We start from the raw sequence: 19,139 nt of genomic DNA, 5'->3' as shown, positions 1-19,139 counted from the left end.
CTATTCACCCTTACCTATTGTAATATTTATTTTAAAACCATCATCGGTAATTATATTAAATAGACCTTTATATTTTCTAGCCAATTCTTCCATAGATGAGATTCCTAAGCCTTCATCTTTTTTAAAATTAATATTCTTTCCATTGTCAAAAATTGTTATAATATATGAACTTTCATTCTCTATAATTCTAACTGTAAATGTATCTCCATTAGAATACTTAGTAAAATTAGTAAATGCTTCTTTTACTATACTAAGAATGTCAAAACTTAAATTTTCATTCATTTTATTCTTTATTTTATATATTAATTTCGTATTAACATTTGGAACATTTATAATTTTTTCTATCGAGCTTTGCAAATCAAAAGCTGATTTATACATATTGTGAATTATTTTTCTAATATCTACAAGACCAACAGAAAGATTTTCTCTAACTCTAATTAGAGCGGTTTTTACATCTTCATCATCTGTCATAAATTCTAAAGCTCTAAGCTCTAGAACAGATGCTGAAATAGTATGACCTATCGAATTATGCAATTCTCTTGAAATTTTTTCTCTCTCTTTTAAGATATTTTCATAATTCTTTTTTTCTTCTTCAAGATATAATGTCTTTAAATCTTTTTTTAATTTATAATTTGATTTATAAAAATTTAAAAATTCTCTATAATAGTTGACTTTTCTTTCATAAAGTTCTCTATCATATTGTGAAAGACAAACGATTAGTAATGCCAATGCAAAAAAGTTCAATTCTCTAGTTATTAAAAATACAAAAAATATAGGAATATTGTAAATTGATTTACTATATATTGCATAAATAAAAGAGAACATAAAAAATCTAAATTCAGGAAAAAAGTAAATTACAATTAAAAAAACAACTGACAAAACTGTGCTAGAATAAAAATTTTCCCTAATCTCTATAATAAGTACAAAAATTAAAGAAACAAAACTAAAAATTGCTACATTTGTAAAACTTAATTCATCTGAAAATAAATATAAAAAATTTAGTAAAAAATATTTTAAAAATACCATAAAATCTCCATATTATTATCAAAAAATATTATCTTTATTTATATTATACATATATTTTACCATATTTTTTAAAAAATTACATTTGTCATATTCATAAAATTACATCTTACACTAAAAATGCAAAAAAATAATTGATATAATTATTGCGAGGTGATAATTATGATTATAAAAGTAGAAGACTTAATAAAAAAATATAAGGAAAAAATTGTTTTAGACCATTTTAATTTATCTCTTGAGAAAGGAGATGTTCTTGGACTACTAGGTCCTAACGGTTGTGGAAAGACAACTTCAATAATGTGTATACTATCTCTTTTAAAATATGATAGTGGAAATATCGAGGTTTTTGGAAAAAAAGATATTCAAAACGAATATGATATAAAAAGAAAAATAGGAATTGTTCCCCAAGAACTAGCAGTATTTGAAAACTTAAATGTTAGAGAAAATATAGATTATTTTTGCGGACTATATGTTCAAAATAAAAACGAAAGAAAAAGACTTGTTAACGAAGCAATAGAATTTACTGGACTTCAAAGTCATGAAAAAATGTTACAAAAGAAACTTTCCGGTGGACTTAAAAGACGTTTAAATATCGCTTGTGGAATTTCACACAAACCAGAATTAGTTATTCTTGATGAACCAACTGTTGCAGTTGATGCTCAAAGTAGAAAATTCATTTTAGACGGAATAAAAAATTTAGCTGATAACGGAGCATCAATCCTATATACTACTCATTATCTAGATGAAGCTGAATATCTTTGTAACAAAATTTCAATTATGGATAATGGAAAAAATATATTAACAGGAGATATGCAAACTTTAATTAATGGTGTTAGTGTAAAAGAAAAAATTACAGTTGTAGGTTATATAAAACCTGAAATTATTTCAATTTTAGAAAATCAAGATGACGTTGTTGACGTTGAAGTAAAAGAAAATCAAGTAACTTTAAACTATTCTAACGATGTTGGAAATATTAAAAGATTAATTTACTTACTTGATGATAACAATGTTGTATATGAAGAAATCTTTTCTAAGAAACCAAAATTAGAAGATATATTCTTAGAAATGACTGGAAAGGAGCTTAGAGAATAATGGGAATTTTATCTGCTTTAAAAATTAACTTACTTACTTTAGTAAGAGATAAAATGGCTTTTTTTTGGAATACTTTTTTTCCATTAATTTTAGCAACATTTTTCTGCATTGTTATGCCTAATGTTGGAAAATCATTCGAATCTGTAAATGTTGGTATTGACAAAAATAACCCAAATATAACAATTTTAAAACAAATTCCTCATCTTAACTTAAAAGAAGTTAAAGAAGATGTTTTAACAGATTTAAAAAATAAAGAATATAAAGCATATATCGAAGATGATTTATCAATGAAAATAGTATCATCTGATTCTGAAGTTATGATTGTTAAAAATATACTTGATCAAGTGAAACAATTAAAAGAAACAAAAATTAATCAAGTTGAAATAATTAAAAATATGAATAAAGAATTCATTGAAAATAAAAATCAAAGCTCAAGTGGAGTTGAAATGATGCTTTTTTCAATCGTAATTATGACAAGTCTTTATACTATGTTTGATGGTGTTGCTTATATTGATAACATTTTATATGGAACATCAGATTTTGCAGTAAGAATGCTGGCTTCACCACTTAAAAAATCAATATATTTGATTAATGGTATTTTATCTACATTATTAGTTTCAGGTTTTAACACTTTGCTTCTAATTTTATATGTAAAATTTGTTTTTGGAATAACTTTAATAACAAACTATCTCGCTACATTTGTTACCATAATAATTATTATGTTTTTTGGTATAACAATGGGAATGCTACTTTCAGTATCAATAAAATCGGGAACAGAAAAGAAAACGGCGTTAGGACTTGGACTTATTTTATTAATGAACTACACTTCCGGAATGATGGGAACAGGAGTTACAAATATAATTACTACTAATTTCCCTATCATAAAAAAAATAAATCCAACAATATATATGGAAAATGCTCTATTGGGTGTTAATATAGCAAATGATACAAATTACTTAATATCAATGATTCAATATATAATTCCTTTTTCATTGATATTATTTGGAATTACACTAATTTACTTAAGGAGGCATAAATATAATGATTTTTAAAAATTATTTAAAAATATGTTTTAAAAATATAAAAACTATTTTATTTTCTTTCATGATTTTTATGCTTTTGTTAATTATATTTACTAGTCAAAGCTCTAAAGAAACAGAATTCAAAGCAATGAAACTCGATATAATGATTAATGACCAAGACAAAAGTGAAGATTCAAAAGCTTTTATAAATTATATAAAAGAAAAACATAATGTAACAGAAGGACAAATAACTGAAGACGAAGCAAAAAAACAAATAGTTGAAAATAAAATTACAGCTTTTATTGAAATAAAAAAAGATTTTAAACAAAATTTACTAAATGATAAAAAAGCTATATCCCTTTTAGCTTCAACAAAAACTGCTTATATAACTTTTTTAAAGATAGATTTAAACAAATATATGAATTATACACTAGCTGGATATAAATCAAATGTAGATCAAAAAGAAGTTATAGATACCTTAAATAAAGAAATAGATGTTAAAATAGTAGATACAAAATTATACAACCAAGAAGAATCAAATGAAGCATTTGCAGCATCTTTTGCAGTACTAAGCTATGTTGTATTTATGGATGTTATTTCTATAATTATTAATATAGATTCAGAATTTAAAAAAGAAAGTTTATTAAAGAGAATGGGACTATCCCCTTATTCTCAAAAATCACAAATGTTACAACAATTTGCAGCTCAAATTATTATAGCAATATTTATATCTACAATCTACATCTCCATTGTACTTTTAAGAATAAATCTGGATATGTCAAAAGCAAATATAATTTATACTATATTAGCTGTTCTAGTTTTCTCATTTACTGCAATTTCACTTGGACAACTATTTGTATCATTATCAAAAAATGTAAAAGTTATAAATGGTATAAATGCAGCTTTTACACTAGTAATGGCATTCTCATCAGGAGTATTCTTCCCTGTAAGATTATTGCCACAAGGAGTTGTAAATCTTTCAAAGTTTATGCCACAATATTATTTTATACACTTTTTACAAAATATAAATTCAGAACAATTTTTAATATTCATAGGCTCACAAGCTGTATTTATTATGTTTTATTTACTATTAGCAGTATTTATAAAAAATTACAAATTAAAAGAAGTCGCTTAAACGACTTCTTTTTTATTTTTATTTTTTCTCTTTATACATCATTTTATATCTCATACCAACTGTTCTACTTATATAGTTTGAGGATAAAGCACAAATTCCCAAAGTAAACATTGTTGTTATATATAGTTGATTTTGATTTGTTATTATCCAAGTTACAATTGAAATAAAAACTCCTCCTGCAATAAATACAACTCCTGAAAATTTATTTACTAATGTAAAAACTATATCATTTGTTAATGTCCATTTGTTTCTTATTGCAAACTCACTTTCTTTATTTACTTTTCTCAAATAAATTCCGTATATTGTAGTCAAAATTGCAATTAAAGTGAAAACTAATCTAATTACATAAAATAGAATTTCCATTTTTGAATTTTTTAACATTAGTTTTAAAACTGAAAATGTAAAGTAATTACACATAATAGAGATTAGTAAGTTTATAAATGCAACAACTGTTACTCCCATTGGATAATTTTCGTCATTAAATTTCTTTTTTACTCTTCTTAAATATGTTATTCCAAAGAATGATAATACTGTATTTGCTATGGCAAATGTAAAAATCATATATGATCCGATAAAAACTTCTTTTCCGTCTTTGATATAAGCAAAAACTGATGATGGTAATACAACAAAACCTGTTGTAGCCAAAATTATCGGAGTAATCGCTAAAATTAACAATAATTTTAAAAATTTATTCATTTTTAGTCCTCATATCCATATTTTTTATAGAATTCTTTTTTGTATTCTAAAAATCTATCTTCTCTAATTGCTTGTCTTATATTTTCCATTGTTTTAAGTAAAAATCTTAAATTGTGAATTGAAAGAAGTCTTGCCCCTAATATTTCATCAACATTTATTAAATGTCTTATATAAGCTCTTGTATGATTTCTACAAGCATAGCAATCACATTCATCATCAAGTGGAGCAAAGTCCTTTGCGTATTTTGCATTTTTTATAACAAGTTTTCCCTTTGAAGTCATTGCAGTTCCGTTTCTTGCAATTCTTGTAGGAAGAACACAGTCAGCCATATCAATTCCAGCTTCAACAGCTTCAAATAAATAATCCGGAGTTCCTACTCCCATTAAATATCTAGGCTTATTTTCAGGCATAAATTGTACTGTATAATTTAGATATTCAACCATAATATCTTTAGGCTCACCTACACTTAGTCCGCCAATAGCATATCCCGGTAAATCCATTTCTATTGTAGCAAGTGCTGACTCTCTTCTTAAATCTTTGAACATTCCACCTTGAATAATTCCAAAAAGCGCTTGATTATCTGTATTTTTATGATAATCTTTACATCTTTTTAACCAACGTAAAGTTCTTTCCATAGAATTTTTTACATAATCATAACTTGCAGGGTATGGTGCACATTCATCAAAAGCCATCATAATATCAGAGCCTAAATCATTTTGAATTTCCATTGATTTTTCTGGAGAAATAAAATGCTTTGAACCGTCAATATGAGATCTAAATTCTACACCTTCTTCAGTTATTTTTCTAATATCTCCAAGACTGAAAACTTGAAAACCGCCACTATCTGTTAAAATCGGCTTGTCCCAATTCATAAACTTATGAAGTCCACCAGCCATTCTAATAATTTCTTGACCAGGTTTTAAATATAAATGGTAAGTATTTCCTAAAATAATTTGTGAGCCAATTTCTTTTAACTCATCTACATTCATAGCCTTTACAGTGGCTCTCGTTCCTACGGGCATAAAAATTGGAGTTTCGATAACACCCCTATTTGTATATATTTTTCCAAGTCTTGCATTACAGTCAGAAGACTTTTTTATCAATTCGTATTTTAACTCCATTACTTCTCCTTTTTAATAAGCATTGCATCGCCAAAACTGAAAAATCTGTATTTGTTTTTCGTAGCCTCATTATATGCATTCATTATTATCTCTTTTGATGCAAAAGCACTAACAAGCATAATTAATGTTGATTTAGGTAAATGAAAATTTGTTATAAGACAATCAACAACCTTAAACTCAAAACCTGGATAAATGAAAATATCCGTATTTCCTTTACAAGCTACAATCTTTCCATATTCTTTATAAACTGTTTCCAAAGTTCTTACACTTGTTGTTCCAACTGCAAAAATTCTATTTCCATTTTCCTTTGCTGTATTTATTATTTCAACACTTTCTTCTGAAATTTCATAGTACTCATTGTGCATCTTATGTTCCAAAACATTATCAACCTTAACAGGTCTAAAAGTTCCAAGTCCAACATGTAATGTAACTCTTGCAATCTTTACTCCCTTTTCTTGAAGTTCTTTTAAAAGTTCATCTGTAAAATGAAGTCCTGCTGTTGGTGCTGCGGCTGAGCCATTATGTTTTGCATAAACAGTTTGGTATCTGTCTCTCTCTTCCAATTTTTCGTGAATATATGGTGGAAGTGGCATTGTTCCAAGCTCATCCAAAATTTCTTCAAAAATTCCATCATAAGAAAATTTTACAAATCTCTCTCCCTCTTCACTTATACCTACAACTTCTCCAAGTAATTTTCCATTTCCAAACTCAACTTTTGAGCCTATTTTCATTTTCTTTCCGGGCTTAACCAAAGTTTCCCAAGTATTATCCTCATGCTTTTTCAAAAGTAAAACTTCAATTGCTTCGTCCTTACCCGGTCTCGCTCCAAAAAGTCTTGCAGGAATAACTTTAGTATCATTAATTACTAAAACATCATCTTTTTTTATATAATCAATAATATTTTTAAAATTTTTATGTTCTAAATCAAAATTTTCTCTATTTACAACTAAAAGTTTTGAACTTGATCTATCCTTAAGCGGAAACTGAGCAATCAAAGACTCATCAAGCTCAAAATCAAAATCATCTGTTTTTAAATTATTCATTAACTCTCTTCCTTTATTAAAAAATATAAAATACTTCTACAATGTAATATTATATATTGTTTTTCAATATTTTTCAAATTTTTAATAATACAATATTCATTAACAATAAAAAAGTAACGGTGTAATAATCGTTACTTTTTCATTCTATTCAATATTTCTTCTAAAACATAATCTCTATTGTCAATATAATCTTTTATTGTAGGTTTTAAAATTTCATTTGGAATTAATACATTTTCTTTGATTTCTTTTTCTGTAAATAAGTTTTTATTACCTTTTGTTTTGTCAAAAAAGCTTTGTCCATAGCTGAATATTAATTTACTATTTGGCAAAATATCTTGTGTTACATTTCCTGACGAATATATTCCACCTGCCAAAGGTTCTCCATAAATTGTAGCATCTCTAAATTTTTTCTTTAGAGAATATACTACACTTGTTCCTGCAGAAAAAGTATTTCTTCCTACTAAAATATGAATTTTTAAATTTTTGTTTTCCTTCTCATACTTTTCTAACTCATCTAAAAAAGATAGAAAAACTGTTTCGCTTCCTCCCTCATTATATCTTAAATCAATTATTATATTATTAATTTTCAATAAACCTTTATTATCTCGAATGTAATTAAAAAATTCAGCTGAAAATTTGTCAAAAGGTTTATGTTCTTCACTAAAACATTTATTATAATGAAGAACCATTGCATTGCTCTTTGGAAAAGTTTCAAAAGTATAAGATTGTGTTGGATTCATCTTATATGGAATATTATCAATTTCTAAAAAAGATTTGCCAATATAATTACAAGTAACAAACTCCAAATTGTCTATTTTTTTAAAATCATTTTCTAATTTTTCTCTTTCTTTTCCTGATGATTTTTCAATTAATTTTAATATTGATTTTTTATAATTTTCTTTATTTTTCTTAAATTCCTCTGTTTTTGAATATTCACTTTTTTCTGTTTTAACATCCCTATTAATCTTAGGTTTAAACTTTACATTAAATTCTTTTTTATCTTTTTCAATCACTACATTTATTTCATTTACATTTGAAATTAATTTAAGTCCTACAAGATAATCCAAATCTGTTATATAATAGTCAACCCAATAATCAATATTATATTTGTTATCTCCAGAAATTATTTCCTTTGCTTTTTCCCTAATATCTTTTATTTTAATTCCATTTATACTTTTTACTTTACTAAAATTATACTCTTCATACTCTTTTTCAATTCCGATTATATATGTTCCATCATCAAAAGTTTTCAAATAAAAAGGTAATATAGCCTGACTTGGATTTAAAAAACTAAGATGTCCTTCTTTAAAATAGCTCATTATTCGTTGAATTTCAACTACAAACTCACTGTCAGAAATATTATCTATATTTAATTTTAATTCTTTTATTCTATTTTTAAAATCTTCATCTGTAATATATCTATATTCCTTTTGATGTTTTTCAAGCATTACACTTTCAAAATGCTCTAAATCCTCAATAAGTTTTTTGTTTCTAACTTCCCTATTTTCTCCCTTAAAAAATATGAGTTCATTTGTATTTACATTAGAATTCTTATTTCCAAAAGACCCACAAGAAGTTAAAAATATTAAAGCTAAAAGAAAATAAATAATCTTTTTCATTACATCCTCCAAAAAAAAGAGAATTAACAATATAAAAATATAGCTAATTCTCAGAGTGTGGACAAAGTAAAGATTTTGTCCATACTCTGAAATACACTAATAATATATTTTACTTTTTCATTCTACCAAAATGTTTATATGCTTTATCTGTTACAATTCTTCCCCTGCTTGTTCTACTTAGAAATCCTATTTGTAGTAAATAAGGTTCATAAACATCCTCAATTGTTATTCTCTCCTCACCAGTGGAAGCAGCAATTGTATCAATTCCAACAGGCCCACCTGAAAAATTATCTATTATTGTAGTTATTATCTTTCTATCTATTGTATCAAGTCCAAGAGAATCTACTTCTAAAATATCAAGTCCATCTTTACTTGTTTGATAATCAATTTTACCATTTCTCTTAACCTGTGCAAAATCTCTAACTCTCTTTAAAAGTCTGTTTGCAATTCTTGGTGTTCCTCTTGAACGTCTTGCAATTTCAAGAGCTCCCTCAGGTTCAATATCAACTCCTAAAATTCCAGCAGATCTTGTAATTATTTTTTGTAAATTTTCAATACTGTATAATTCAAGACTCAACATAATTCCAAATCTATCACGAAGTGGTCCTGTTAATTGTCCTGTTCTTGTTGTAGCTCCTATCAATGTAAATTTTTCAAGGTCAATTCTAAGACTTCTAGCGCTTGGTCCTTTACCAATTATTATATCAAGAGCATAATCTTCCATTGCTGGATATAAAATTTCTTCAACACTTCTGTTTATTCTGTGAATTTCATCTATAAACAAAACATCGTCTTTACTTAAATTTGTTAAAATACTTGCAAGATCACTTGGCTTTTCTATTGCAGGTCCTGATGTAACTCTAATATTAACACCCATTTCATTTGCAATAATATTTGCAAGAGTTGTTTTACCAAGTCCCGGTGGTCCATAAAGTAAACAGTGATCTAGTGGCTCATTTCTTGTTTTTGCAGCCTCAATAAAAATCTTAAGTCTTTCTTTTGCTTTTTCTTGACCAATGTATTCATCAATCCATTTTGGCCTTAAACTGGTTTCTATTTCAATATCTTCTCTTGAAAATCCAGTACCAATAATTCTATCTTCAAAATCTTCAAACATACTTACACCTATAATTGTTTCATACTAAGTTTAATAATATCTTCAATTTCCATTTCATCAATGTTTATACTTGAAAGAAATCTCTCAATATCATTTTTCATAAATCCTAAATTAACTAGAGCATCAGATACAAGTTCTCTCTTTTCTAAGTCTTTTCCACTTTCTACAGTTGGTTCTATTCCAGAAATATCTTTGCTACTAATACTATCAATTGAAATTTTATCTTTTAATTCCAAAATAATTTTTTGTGCAGTTTTCTTTCCAACACCCTTTGCAGTCGCAAGAGCAACGGCATCTCCATTAACTATTGTCAATTTTAGACTATCAACAGACATTGAGGATAAAATCCCACAAGCCACTTTTGGACCAATGCTATTTACACTTATAAGTAATTTAAACATTGATAGCTCGTCCATAGTTTTAAATCCAAACAAAGCAACATAATCTTCTTTTACTATATAATCTGTATAAATCGTATAATATTCTCCAACAGTTACATTGAATAATGTATTGTTAGAAGTAAAAATCTTATAACCTATTCCTCCATTATCTATAACGATATAATCATTGTAGATAAATTTAAGTTCCCCACTAATATATTCGTACATAAAACACCTATTTCATTCTAAATTGATCTTTAAATTTCAAACTAAAAAAATGACAAAGAGCAATTGCCAAAGCATCTGCTGCATCATCCTGCTTTGGAACAGATTGAAGTTTAAAAATCATCTTAATACTCTCTTGCATTTGCTTTTTATCCGCTCTACCATAGCCTGTAATTGCTTGTTTAACTTGTAAAGGAGTATATTCATAAGCTAATATATTTTTCTTTGTAAAGGATAAAATTTCAACACCCCTAGCTTGTGCAACATTTATTACAGTCTTAACATTCTTGTTAAAGAAAAGTTCTTCAATTGCTAATTCATCAACATTATGCAATTCAATTAATTTATTCAATTCTTCATCAATAATTTTAAGTCTATCTGGAAGTGGAACTCCTGCTTTAGTTTCAATTACTCCATAATCTATAAGTCTCACTCTATTTCCGATAGCTTCAATAATCCCGTACCCAACTATTGCAAGTCCAGGGTCTAATCCAAAAATAATCACAAAAAATCCTCCAATACTAACAAATATGATAACATAAAACACATAATTTTTCAATTAAGATTATTTTATAATTATCTAATAAAGTAATTTTATGCACAAAAAAAGCAAGAATTAAATTCTTGCTCTTAATCTTATTCGTAATCTTCACAGCTTAGTAAATCTTCTCTCTTAACTTTTCCTTTTTCGTCATAAGTCATTTTACTAAAGTTAATTAAATGTGGAATACCATCTAATTTTCTACATTCAATTAAATGAACAACTTTGCTTAAATCTCCAACTTCTTTAGCTTGAGTTTTCATGATTTTCATCATTGAATATTTAAGTTCAGTTTCTTTGAAAGTAATAGTTGACATTCCTTTTTTATTGAAAGCTGCTTGAACCATTGATTCGCAGTTTTCTTCTGTAAGTGCAGGAATTAAAATATAATCTACATCACTTGCAGCTTCGATTCCAGCTTCATCTTTAACTTGAACAGTCTTATGTGAACCTTTAGCAACAGCCATAATAGCTGCCATGAATGGTCTAATTCCAGCAGATCTATGTCCTGAAATAATTAAAGTTTCTCCCTTAGCAATAGCTTCTTCGATATATAGACCATGTTCTTCTTTCATGTAACCTGTGTCTACGCTTTTTTGTAACATTGGATGCATACAAATTTCCTCCTTTTATTTTTCATATATATTTATTATACTACATTTTTAATTTTAAATAAATAGTTTATAGTAAAATAATTAAATTTTTTTATAAATCGTATTAAGAATGTTAGCCATTAAATGATAGGCCAATTATTGATATTGTTACAATTATTACCCCTACTACTAAAAACATAGTAAGAGGTGTTGATAAAAATATTACTGATAATACAACACTCCATAAACTAAATGTGCTGTTCAATGCCATTCCTTTTGATACACCATTTAAGTTCATTCCCTTATAGTAAAGTAGATAACTTAAACCTGCAAAGAAACCTGCAAAGAATAAATATTTTAATATATCAAAACTTTGTATTGTAGTAACAAAACCACCAAAAAGTTTCATAAAAGGCAATACTAAGAATAATATACTTATTCCTGAAATTAATTCCCTTATTGTTAGTATTATTTCTTCATCAAGTTCTTCCTTGGTTGCATAAGTTACAATAGTAGCTTCAAGTCCCCAACTAAAACCTGCTATTAGAGAAAATAATATTCCTAAGTAAAAATAAGGATAATTTCCTGAAGGTTCTTCATAAGAAAGTACAAATGTTCCTATTATACAACCAACAATACAAATAAATGTTTTTAAATTAATTTTTTCTTTCAAAAATATAAAAGATAAAATTGTACCAAACATTGGACACAATGCTGAAATTGGAATAGCATAAGCTGGTCCTGCAAGAGAAATTCCCATTATATATGAACATTGTCCAACAGGTCCTCCAATCAAGCCTGCTAAGCAAACCCATTTTCCAGTTTTTGTTTTTAATGAAGGTAAAAATAGCTTCAATTTTCCTAAAAACTTATCATATCCAAGTACTAGTAATCCCGCAAACAAATCGTTGAATCCTGCAAAAACTAATGGTAGGAAAAACACAATTGCCTCACTATAGTTTTTCATTAACTCACTTCCTAGTAATACGGATAATACCAAGCCATTAACTGCCCATAGAAAACCTGAGGAAATACCAATAAATTCATTCTTAAATTTTTTCATTAAGGTTTTACTCCATTTTTATATATTTTTTTATCTAAAGCTTTTAAACCATGTTTTTCTATTATTTCTAATAGTTTTTTACCATAATTTGGATCTGTTGCATAAGTTCCAGTTAATGCATTTGCAGCTTCTTCTGGAGTTTTAGCAGCTAAAACACCTTTATAGTAATCTCTAAGCCAACTATTTCTTGTAAATAAATTTGAATAATATTCACAAGAATCATCATAATCGGTGAACTTCATAAATTTAGCAATTATATAATATTTTTCACCATTATCATTATATTCAGCTGTCTTTATTTCAACATATCTGGAAGCAGGTGTATTCTTAGCAGCCTTTATTCCAAATAAATTGTAAATTGGCGCAGGTGATAATCCGTCATTACCATATCTTGTTTCTAAACAAGCTTGTGCAATAGCAATTGAAGGGAATAATCCCTTACCTTTTACAGCTTTTAAGACACTTGGAGTAATCTTATCTATAAATTCTGATTGAGAAGTAACTTTTCTATACTTACCATTTACAAAATCTCTTAGTCCAGATTCATCTCTTGCTTTTCCAGTAAATTTTTCTCCGTCTTGGAAGAAATACCATGCTGTTCCGTCATCATACCAACCAGCAGCATATTTCCCATTATAGAAAAATTTCTTTCCATTAGCATCATATCCGTATCCACTTAGTTTATTTCCATTTTTAAAGAAATACCATGCACTTCCATCATCATACCAACCAGATGCAAGAACTCCATTATCATCATAGAATAAACCATCTTTATATTTTTTCTTTACATTTGTTGAGTATTTACCATTTACAAAATCTCTTGTCCCTGATGAATCTTTTGCTCTACCTGTAAATTTCACACCATCTTGGAAGAAATACCAAGCAGTTCCGTCATCATACCACCAGTTAGCATATTTACCATTATCAAAAAATCTCTTTCCATTTCCATCTACACCATATCCTCGATGTTTAGATCCGTCTTTAAAGAAGTACCAAGCACTTCCATCATCATACCAACCAGATGCATACTTTCCATTGTAGAAATATTTCTTTCCATTTCCGTCTACTCCATATCCACGATGTTTGTATCCGTCTTTAAAGAAATACCATGCAGTTTCGTCACTATACCATCCGTTAGCAGGACCACCATTTTCATCATAGAAAATACCATCTTTATATTTATTTCTTGCTGATGAAGCATATTTACCATTAATGAAATCTTTTGTTCCTGATGCATCTTTTGCTCTACCTGTGAATTTTACTCCATCTTGGAAGAAATACCAAGCAGTTCCATCATCATACCACCAGTTAGCATATTTACCATTATCAAAAAATCTCTTTCCATTTCCATCTACACCATATCCACGATGTTTAGATCCGTCTTTAAAGAAGTACCAAGCACTTCCATCATCAAACCAACCAGATGCATACTTTCCATTGTAGAAATATTTTTTTCCGTTTCCATCTGTTCCATAGCCACTATGTTTAGAGCCGTCTTCGAAGAAATACCATGCATTTCCATCATTAAACCAACCGGATGCATACTTTCCATTGTAGAAATATTTCTTTCCATTTCCGTCTACACCGTAACCTACAAGTTTAGAACCGTCTTTGAAGAAATACCATGCATTTCCGTCATCGAACCAACCAGATGCATATTTACCTTCATAAAAATATTTTTTACCATTTCCATCTGTAGCATAACCAGTAAGTTTTTTACCATTTTTAAAATAGTACCAAGCCTTACCATCATCATACCAACCAGTTGCAGGTTTTCCACTATTATCATAAAAAATTCTATTTCTGTACTCAGAAGCTTTTACAATCTTTTCATTTCCAAGTGTATTATTAAAAACTAATAGATTACTTACAACTAGAGAACATAGTAAAACTTTCTTAGTTAATTTCATAAATTCCTCCTATTAATATCAAAAATATAATATTACTGATAATTTTAACATATTTTTAATACAAAAACAAGAAATAGCTAAAAATAAACGATAAAAATTACAAAAATATTACAAAAGTGTTACAAAAATATTAAATTTAAGCATAAAAAAGGAGAGATTTAATCTCTCCTTAATTTTTAATAAATTATTTTACTTCATAATCATAATGAACATCATTATTTAATAAGCACTTATTGTAATCTTTCATAATAGCTCTAGCTTCAAATGATAACCAAAGGATAGCAATTAAGTTTGGTATTACCATTAAAGTATTGAAGATATCTGCTAATGACCAAACGATAGCAACTTCTCCAAGAGAACCAGCTACGATACAGATAAGAACTATTGCTCTATATGGTAATAGACCAGCTTTACCAAATAGATATTTGATGTTTGCTTCTCCGAAATAGTACCAACCAACGATAGTTGTAAATGCGAAGAATGATAGACATATTGCTAAGAAAATAGCTCCGCCTGAACCAAATGCAGATCTAAATGCTTGTTGAGTTAATTGAGCACCTGCTAAGAATTTTCCATCAGCACCTTTAACATCATAAGCACCTGTTACTAAGATTGCAAGTGCAGTTGCAGAACATACTAAAACAGTATCAATGAATACACCGATAATAGCTGTTAAACCTTGTTCAGCAGGGTGTTTAACATGTGCTACAGCGTGAGCATGTGGTGTAGAACCCATACCAGCTTCGTTAGAGAATAATCCTCTAGCAACACCTTTTTGAACAGCAACTTTAACTGCTGCCCCAGCGATACCACCAGCTACTGCAGTTCCATTAAATGCACTCTTGAAAATCCAAGCAAATGTAGGTCCAACATGACTAGCATATAATACTAAGATTACTAAGCTTCCTAAGATATAAACAGCTGCCATTACAGGAACAACTAATTCTGCGAATTTTGCAATTCTGTCCATACCACCAACGAAGATTAAAGCAGCAAGGATAGCAATAACAACACCAACAATTGCTGGGTTAATATTTTCAAGTCCTTTAATACCTTGAATACCTGATGCTATTGAGTTTGATTGAACAGCATTTCCCATGAATCCTAAAGCTAATACGATAGCGATTGAGAAAAATCCAGCTAAAACTTTAGCAAATCCACCTGTTTTCTTAAGACCTTTTGATATGTAGTAAGCAGGTCCACCAACATATTCTCCATCAATTTTAGATCTGTATTTTTGAGCTAAAACTGCTTCTACGAAAATTGTTCCCATTCCAAAGAATGCTGATACCCACATCCAGAAAACAGCTCCAGGTCCACCTGCAGTAATAGCAGTTGCAACCCCTGCAACGTTACCTGTTCCAACTTGAGCAGCTACTGCTGTAGCTAATGCTTGGAATGATGACATAGAACCTTCTTCTTTAGGTCCTTCTTGTTTTTTGAAAAGTCCTCCAAAAACTAGTTTGAATGCTCTTCCCATTTTTGTAATTTGTGGGAAGCCCAAAATAAATGAAAGGAATAATCCCGCAAATAACAAACCTGTTACCAAAATCTTACCAGCGATAAAATCGTTTATTTTGTTGATAGTTTCAACAAAATTTGAACCGCTTAGTAATACAAAATTAGATAATAAGTTCATATAATACCTCCTATAAAATTTATTACTTGTATTATACACTTTATTGAAATATAAGTCAATATATTTTTAGGAAAACTTTTTTATTTTTTTATTAATTTTTTATTTATCTATATATCACTTTGTATATGCTAAAAACTTAAATCTCTGTATTTTACAAATATTTATAGGTGAAATTGTACAAAAAAATAAAAAAGGTATATAATCATATTTTTTTAATTATATACCTTTTCCTAATTAAATTTTGAAATTACTTTTATTTAACTTTATCAATATATTTTCCATATCCTTCTTTTTCCATATCTTCTAATGGAATAAATCTTAATGAAGCGCCATTGATACAATATCTCTTTCCACCTTTATCTTTAGGACCATCATCAAATACATGACCCAAGTGGGAATCTCCACCTTTACTTTTTACTTCTATTCTTTCCATGCCATGACTAGTATCTCTTTTATAATTTATATTTTCATCAATTGGCTTTGTAAAACTTGGCCATCCACAACCTGCATCATATTTATCTTTAGATGAGAAAAGTGGTTCTCCTGTAACAATATCTACATATATTCCTTTTTCATTAAACTTATCGTATTCACTTGTATAAGGTCTTTCTGTAGCAGAATTTTGAGTTACATTATATTGCAATTCAGTTAGTTTATTTTTTAATTCTTCGTTACATGGCTTTTTATATTTACCATCTACCCTTTCAAGTGGTTTATCAGCAAGATCTAAATCAATATGACAATATCCATTTGGATTTTTCTTTAAATAATCTTGATGATATTCTTCTGCAACAACAAAGTTTTTTAAATTTTCTACTTCTACCGTTATAGATTTATCATAATTTGCTCTTTGACTGTCAATAAATTTTTCTATAATACTCTTGTCGTTTTCGTCAACAAAATATATTCCCGTTCTATATTGTCTACCAATATCATTACCTTGTCTATTAACGCTTGTAGGTTCTATTATTCTAAAATAATGTTGTAGAATTTCTTCAAGGGAGATTATATCCTTATCATAAACAATATGGACAGTTTCAGAATGATCTGTACTTTTAATTTTTTTATAATTTGTATCTGTTCCATTCCCATTGGCATATCCTACTGTTGTGTCTAATATTCCTTCAATTTTTGAATAATATCCCTCAACACCCCAGAAACAACCTCCTGCTAAATATATTTCTCCTTTATTTTTAATTGAACTTAAATCAACTTTTGGTTTTTCCATAGTATTATCTCCTTTTTTAGCATTTCCTTTATATGTTATAATAAATCCAAATATTAATACACAAATAATTAAAGGTATTAAAATTTTTTTCATAAAATCATCTCCTTAATTCTTATAAAAGATATACCCTATAAAAGAAAACGATAATCAAATTTATTTAAAAATAATAAGTATTCCTTCATCCACACTTTTTTTAAAGTGAATACCCTAAAATCTTCTTTACTCAAAATAAAAAAGGAAGTTGTTTTACAACTTCCAATTATTCAGTAATTATTTGTACACTTGCACTTACTCCCAGTCTGTCTGCACCTAGTTCAATCATTTTTAAAGCAGTTGCCTTATCCCTGATTCCACCACTAGCTTTAACTTTTGCATCCTCTCCAACTGTTTTTTTCATAAGTGCTACTACATGTTCATTAGCTCCTGAAGTGCTAAATCCTGTTGAAGTCTTTACAAATTCAGCCCCTGCTTTAACACAAAGTTCTGAAACTTTTATAATTTCTTCATCAGTTAATAGACAAGTCTCTAAAATAACTTTTAGTAACGCCTTATTTCTTGTAACATCTACAAGCGCTTTAATATCATTATATACAAAATCTAAATCATTTGATTTTAATGCACCAATATTGATTACCATATCAATTTCAGTTGCATCATTCTTAATCGCATTTTCAGCTTCAAACACTTTACTTTCAGTTGTCATTGCTCCTAAAGGGAAACCTACAACAGTACAAACTTTAGTATTTGAACCTTTTAGATTTTCAGCACATCTTTTTACATGACAGCCATTAACACAAACTGAAAAGAAATTATATTTTTTAGCTTCTTCACAAAGCTTATCTATCATTTCGTAAGTGGTATCTGCTTTTAAAGCAGTATGATCCATATACCTATTTAATTCCATTATGCTATCTCCAATGCTAATTTCATCATTGTTGTAAAACTATTTTGTCTTTCTTCTGGAGTTGTGATTTCTTTGAAATGGAATGAATCTGACACAGTTAATATAGTAATAGCATTAACTCCTGCATAATTTGCATTACAGTAAAGAGCATAACTTTCCATATCAACTGCAAGAACTCCTAATTTTTCCCAGTTTTTCCAAACTTCTGGAGCAGCATTATAGAAAATATCAGAACAGAATATATTACCAACATTGATATCTATATTTAAGTCTTTTGATGCTTCGTAAGTTTTTCTTAAAAGTTCCCATGAACAGTTCGCTGAATAAGTTCCATCTAATTTATATTGATGAGCAAAATTAGAATCTGTTGATGAAGCCATTCCTACAACTACATCATAAAGTTTTAATTTATCACTATATGCTCCACAAGATCCAATTCTAATTAGATTTTTAACTCCATAGAAATGAATTAATTCATAAGAATAAATTCCAATTGATGGAACACCCATTCCACTTCCCATAACTGAAACTTTTTTACCCTTATAAGTACCTGTATATCCTAACATTCCTCTTACATCATTAAATTGAGTAACATCTTCTAAAAAGTTTTCTGCAATAAATTTAGCTCTTAAAGGATCTCCTGGCATTAAGACAGTTTCTGCAATTTCTCCTTTTATTGCTCTATTATGTGGTGTCATAAAAATACCTCCTAAATTTTCATTATATATAATAATCTTAACATAAAAACTCTATTTTTTCAATAATTCTAGAAAATTGAATTTTTAAAA

18 protein-coding genes are annotated in these 19,139 nt (G+C 28.1%); 3 read left to right on the top strand and 15 right to left on the bottom strand.

The genetic code is table 11. From position 1 onward, the window contains the following. Positions 1–1,026, bottom strand: coding sequence for a sensor histidine kinase (locus LW893_RS00510; protein WP_233055282.1), 1,026 nt, complete (start codon positions 1,024–1,026; stop codon positions 1–3). Positions 1,027–1,185: 159 nt separating this feature from the next. Here LW893_RS00510 and LW893_RS00505 point away from each other — a divergent pair, with 159 nt between their 5' ends. The 3 genes from LW893_RS00505 to LW893_RS00495 are packed head-to-tail and all read left to right on the top strand — an operon-like array spanning position 1,186 to position 4,272. After that, positions 1,186–2,115, top strand: coding sequence for an ABC transporter ATP-binding protein (locus tag LW893_RS00505; protein WP_233055281.1), 930 nt, complete (start codon positions 1,186–1,188; stop codon positions 2,113–2,115). Further along, positions 2,115–3,167, top strand: a complete 1,053-nt coding sequence (locus LW893_RS00500) for an ABC transporter permease (RefSeq protein ID WP_233055280.1) — start codon at positions 2,115–2,117, stop codon at positions 3,165–3,167. The genes LW893_RS00505 and LW893_RS00500 overlap by 1 nt, the downstream gene beginning before the upstream one ends. Then, on the top strand, positions 3,157–4,272 hold the full coding sequence (locus LW893_RS00495; protein WP_233055279.1) for an ABC transporter permease: 1,116 nt from the start codon (positions 3,157–3,159) through the stop codon (positions 4,270–4,272). The genes LW893_RS00500 and LW893_RS00495 overlap by 11 nt, the downstream gene beginning before the upstream one ends. 18 nt (positions 4,273–4,290) lie before the next feature. Here LW893_RS00495 and LW893_RS00490 read toward each other — a convergent pair whose 3' ends face one another. From LW893_RS00490 to deoD, 14 genes are all read right to left on the bottom strand, one after another. Then, on the bottom strand, positions 4,291–4,968 hold the full coding sequence (locus LW893_RS00490; protein WP_233055278.1) for an SdpI family protein: 678 nt from the start codon (positions 4,966–4,968) through the stop codon (positions 4,291–4,293). A 2-nt stretch (positions 4,969–4,970) separates the two neighbouring features. Then, complete coding sequence (gene tgt, locus LW893_RS00485) at positions 4,971–6,089, bottom strand: tRNA guanosine(34) transglycosylase Tgt (RefSeq protein WP_233055277.1); 1,119 nt, start codon at positions 6,087–6,089, stop codon at positions 4,971–4,973. Next, complete coding sequence (queA, locus tag LW893_RS00480) at positions 6,089–7,132, bottom strand: tRNA preQ1(34) S-adenosylmethionine ribosyltransferase-isomerase QueA (protein ID WP_233055276.1); 1,044 nt, start codon at positions 7,130–7,132, stop codon at positions 6,089–6,091. The genes tgt and queA overlap by 1 nt, the downstream gene beginning before the upstream one ends. A gap of 131 nt (positions 7,133–7,263) precedes the next feature. Next, the gene (locus LW893_RS00475; protein ID WP_233055275.1) at positions 7,264–8,751 is read right to left on the bottom strand and encodes a hypothetical protein; all 1,488 of its coding nucleotides are present in this window, start codon (positions 8,749–8,751) and stop codon (positions 7,264–7,266) included. A 109-nt stretch (positions 8,752–8,860) separates the two neighbouring features. After that, positions 8,861–9,868, bottom strand: a complete 1,008-nt coding sequence (gene ruvB, locus LW893_RS00470; protein ID WP_233055274.1) for a Holliday junction branch migration DNA helicase RuvB — start codon at positions 9,866–9,868, stop codon at positions 8,861–8,863. Positions 9,869–9,876: 8 nt separating this feature from the next. Beyond that, positions 9,877–10,476, bottom strand: a complete 600-nt coding sequence (ruvA, locus tag LW893_RS00465; RefSeq protein WP_233055273.1) for a Holliday junction branch migration protein RuvA — start codon at positions 10,474–10,476, stop codon at positions 9,877–9,879. 7 nt (positions 10,477–10,483) lie between these two features. Continuing rightward, positions 10,484–10,978, bottom strand: a complete 495-nt coding sequence (gene ruvC / locus LW893_RS00460) for a crossover junction endodeoxyribonuclease RuvC (RefSeq protein WP_233055272.1) — start codon at positions 10,976–10,978, stop codon at positions 10,484–10,486. Positions 10,979–11,109: 131 nt separating this feature from the next. Continuing rightward, positions 11,110–11,628 (bottom strand): hypothetical protein, encoded by a 519-nt coding sequence (locus LW893_RS00455; protein ID WP_233055271.1) that lies wholly within the window; start codon positions 11,626–11,628, stop codon positions 11,110–11,112. Positions 11,629–11,740: 112 nt separating this feature from the next. Beyond that, complete coding sequence (locus LW893_RS00450) at positions 11,741–12,670, bottom strand: DMT family transporter (RefSeq protein ID WP_233055270.1); 930 nt, start codon at positions 12,668–12,670, stop codon at positions 11,741–11,743. Next, positions 12,670–14,580 carry a glucosaminidase domain-containing protein gene (locus LW893_RS00445; protein WP_233055269.1) on the bottom strand — a complete coding sequence of 637 codons (1,911 nt, stop codon included), beginning with the start codon at positions 14,578–14,580 and terminating at the stop codon, positions 12,670–12,672. Before LW893_RS00445 ends, LW893_RS00450 begins: the two co-directional genes overlap by 1 nt. A gap of 184 nt (positions 14,581–14,764) precedes the next feature. Beyond that, positions 14,765–16,219, bottom strand: a complete 1,455-nt coding sequence (locus LW893_RS00440; RefSeq protein WP_233055268.1) for an alanine/glycine:cation symporter family protein — start codon at positions 16,217–16,219, stop codon at positions 14,765–14,767. Positions 16,220–16,472: 253 nt separating this feature from the next. After that, on the bottom strand, positions 16,473–17,540 hold the full coding sequence (gene msrB, locus LW893_RS00435) for a peptide-methionine (R)-S-oxide reductase MsrB (protein WP_233055267.1): 1,068 nt from the start codon (positions 17,538–17,540) through the stop codon (positions 16,473–16,475). A 166-nt stretch (positions 17,541–17,706) separates the two neighbouring features. Next, positions 17,707–18,351 carry a deoxyribose-phosphate aldolase gene (gene deoC / locus LW893_RS00430; RefSeq protein WP_233055266.1) on the bottom strand — a complete coding sequence of 215 codons (645 nt, stop codon included), beginning with the start codon at positions 18,349–18,351 and terminating at the stop codon, positions 17,707–17,709. Then, entirely contained in the window at positions 18,351–19,049 is a 699-nt protein-coding gene (gene deoD, locus LW893_RS00425) for a purine-nucleoside phosphorylase (RefSeq protein ID WP_233055265.1), read from the bottom strand. The genes deoC and deoD overlap by 1 nt, the downstream gene beginning before the upstream one ends. Between the last annotated feature and the right edge of the window lie 90 nt (positions 19,050–19,139).

The sequence above is a fragment of the Parvimonas micra genome (assembly GCF_021300775.1).
GTDB lineage: Bacteria > Bacillota > Clostridia > Tissierellales > Peptoniphilaceae > Parvimonas.
The sequence above is the reverse complement of the archived record's forward strand: the minus strand, read 5'-3'. Positions and strand labels throughout refer to the sequence as shown.

Coding starts and splice junctions, on each gene's coding strand:
- LW893_RS00475 (WP_233055275.1), bottom strand. CDS start 8,751: ATGAAAAAGATTATTTATTTTCTTTTAGCTTTAATATTTTTAACTTCT.
- LW893_RS00450 (WP_233055270.1), bottom strand. CDS start 12,670: ATGAAAAAATTTAAGAATGAATTTATTGGTATTTCCTCAGGTTTTCTA.
- msrB (WP_233055267.1), bottom strand. CDS start 17,540: ATGAAAAAAATTTTAATACCTTTAATTATTTGTGTATTAATATTTGGA.
- LW893_RS00495 (WP_233055279.1), top strand. CDS start 3,157: ATGATTTTTAAAAATTATTTAAAAATATGTTTTAAAAATATAAAAACT.
- queA (WP_233055276.1), bottom strand. CDS start 7,132: ATGAATAATTTAAAAACAGATGATTTTGATTTTGAGCTTGATGAGTCT.
- LW893_RS00440 (WP_233055268.1), bottom strand. CDS start 16,219: ATGAACTTATTATCTAATTTTGTATTACTAAGCGGTTCAAATTTTGTT.
- LW893_RS00500 (WP_233055280.1), top strand. CDS start 2,115: ATGGGAATTTTATCTGCTTTAAAAATTAACTTACTTACTTTAGTAAGA.
- LW893_RS00445 (WP_233055269.1), bottom strand. CDS start 14,580: ATGAAATTAACTAAGAAAGTTTTACTATGTTCTCTAGTTGTAAGTAAT.
- LW893_RS00490 (WP_233055278.1), bottom strand. CDS start 4,968: ATGAATAAATTTTTAAAATTATTGTTAATTTTAGCGATTACTCCGATA.
- ruvA (WP_233055273.1), bottom strand. CDS start 10,476: ATGTACGAATATATTAGTGGGGAACTTAAATTTATCTACAATGATTAT.
- tgt (WP_233055277.1), bottom strand. CDS start 6,089: ATGGAGTTAAAATACGAATTGATAAAAAAGTCTTCTGACTGTAATGCA.
- LW893_RS00455 (WP_233055271.1), bottom strand. CDS start 11,628: ATGCATCCAATGTTACAAAAAAGCGTAGACACAGGTTACATGAAAGAA.
- LW893_RS00510 (WP_233055282.1), bottom strand. CDS start 1,026: ATGGTATTTTTAAAATATTTTTTACTAAATTTTTTATATTTATTTTCA.
- deoC (WP_233055266.1), bottom strand. CDS start 18,351: ATGGAATTAAATAGGTATATGGATCATACTGCTTTAAAAGCAGATACC.
- LW893_RS00505 (WP_233055281.1), top strand. CDS start 1,186: ATGATTATAAAAGTAGAAGACTTAATAAAAAAATATAAGGAAAAAATT.
- ruvB (WP_233055274.1), bottom strand. CDS start 9,868: ATGTTTGAAGATTTTGAAGATAGAATTATTGGTACTGGATTTTCAAGA.
- deoD (WP_233055265.1), bottom strand. CDS start 19,049: ATGACACCACATAATAGAGCAATAAAAGGAGAAATTGCAGAAACTGTC.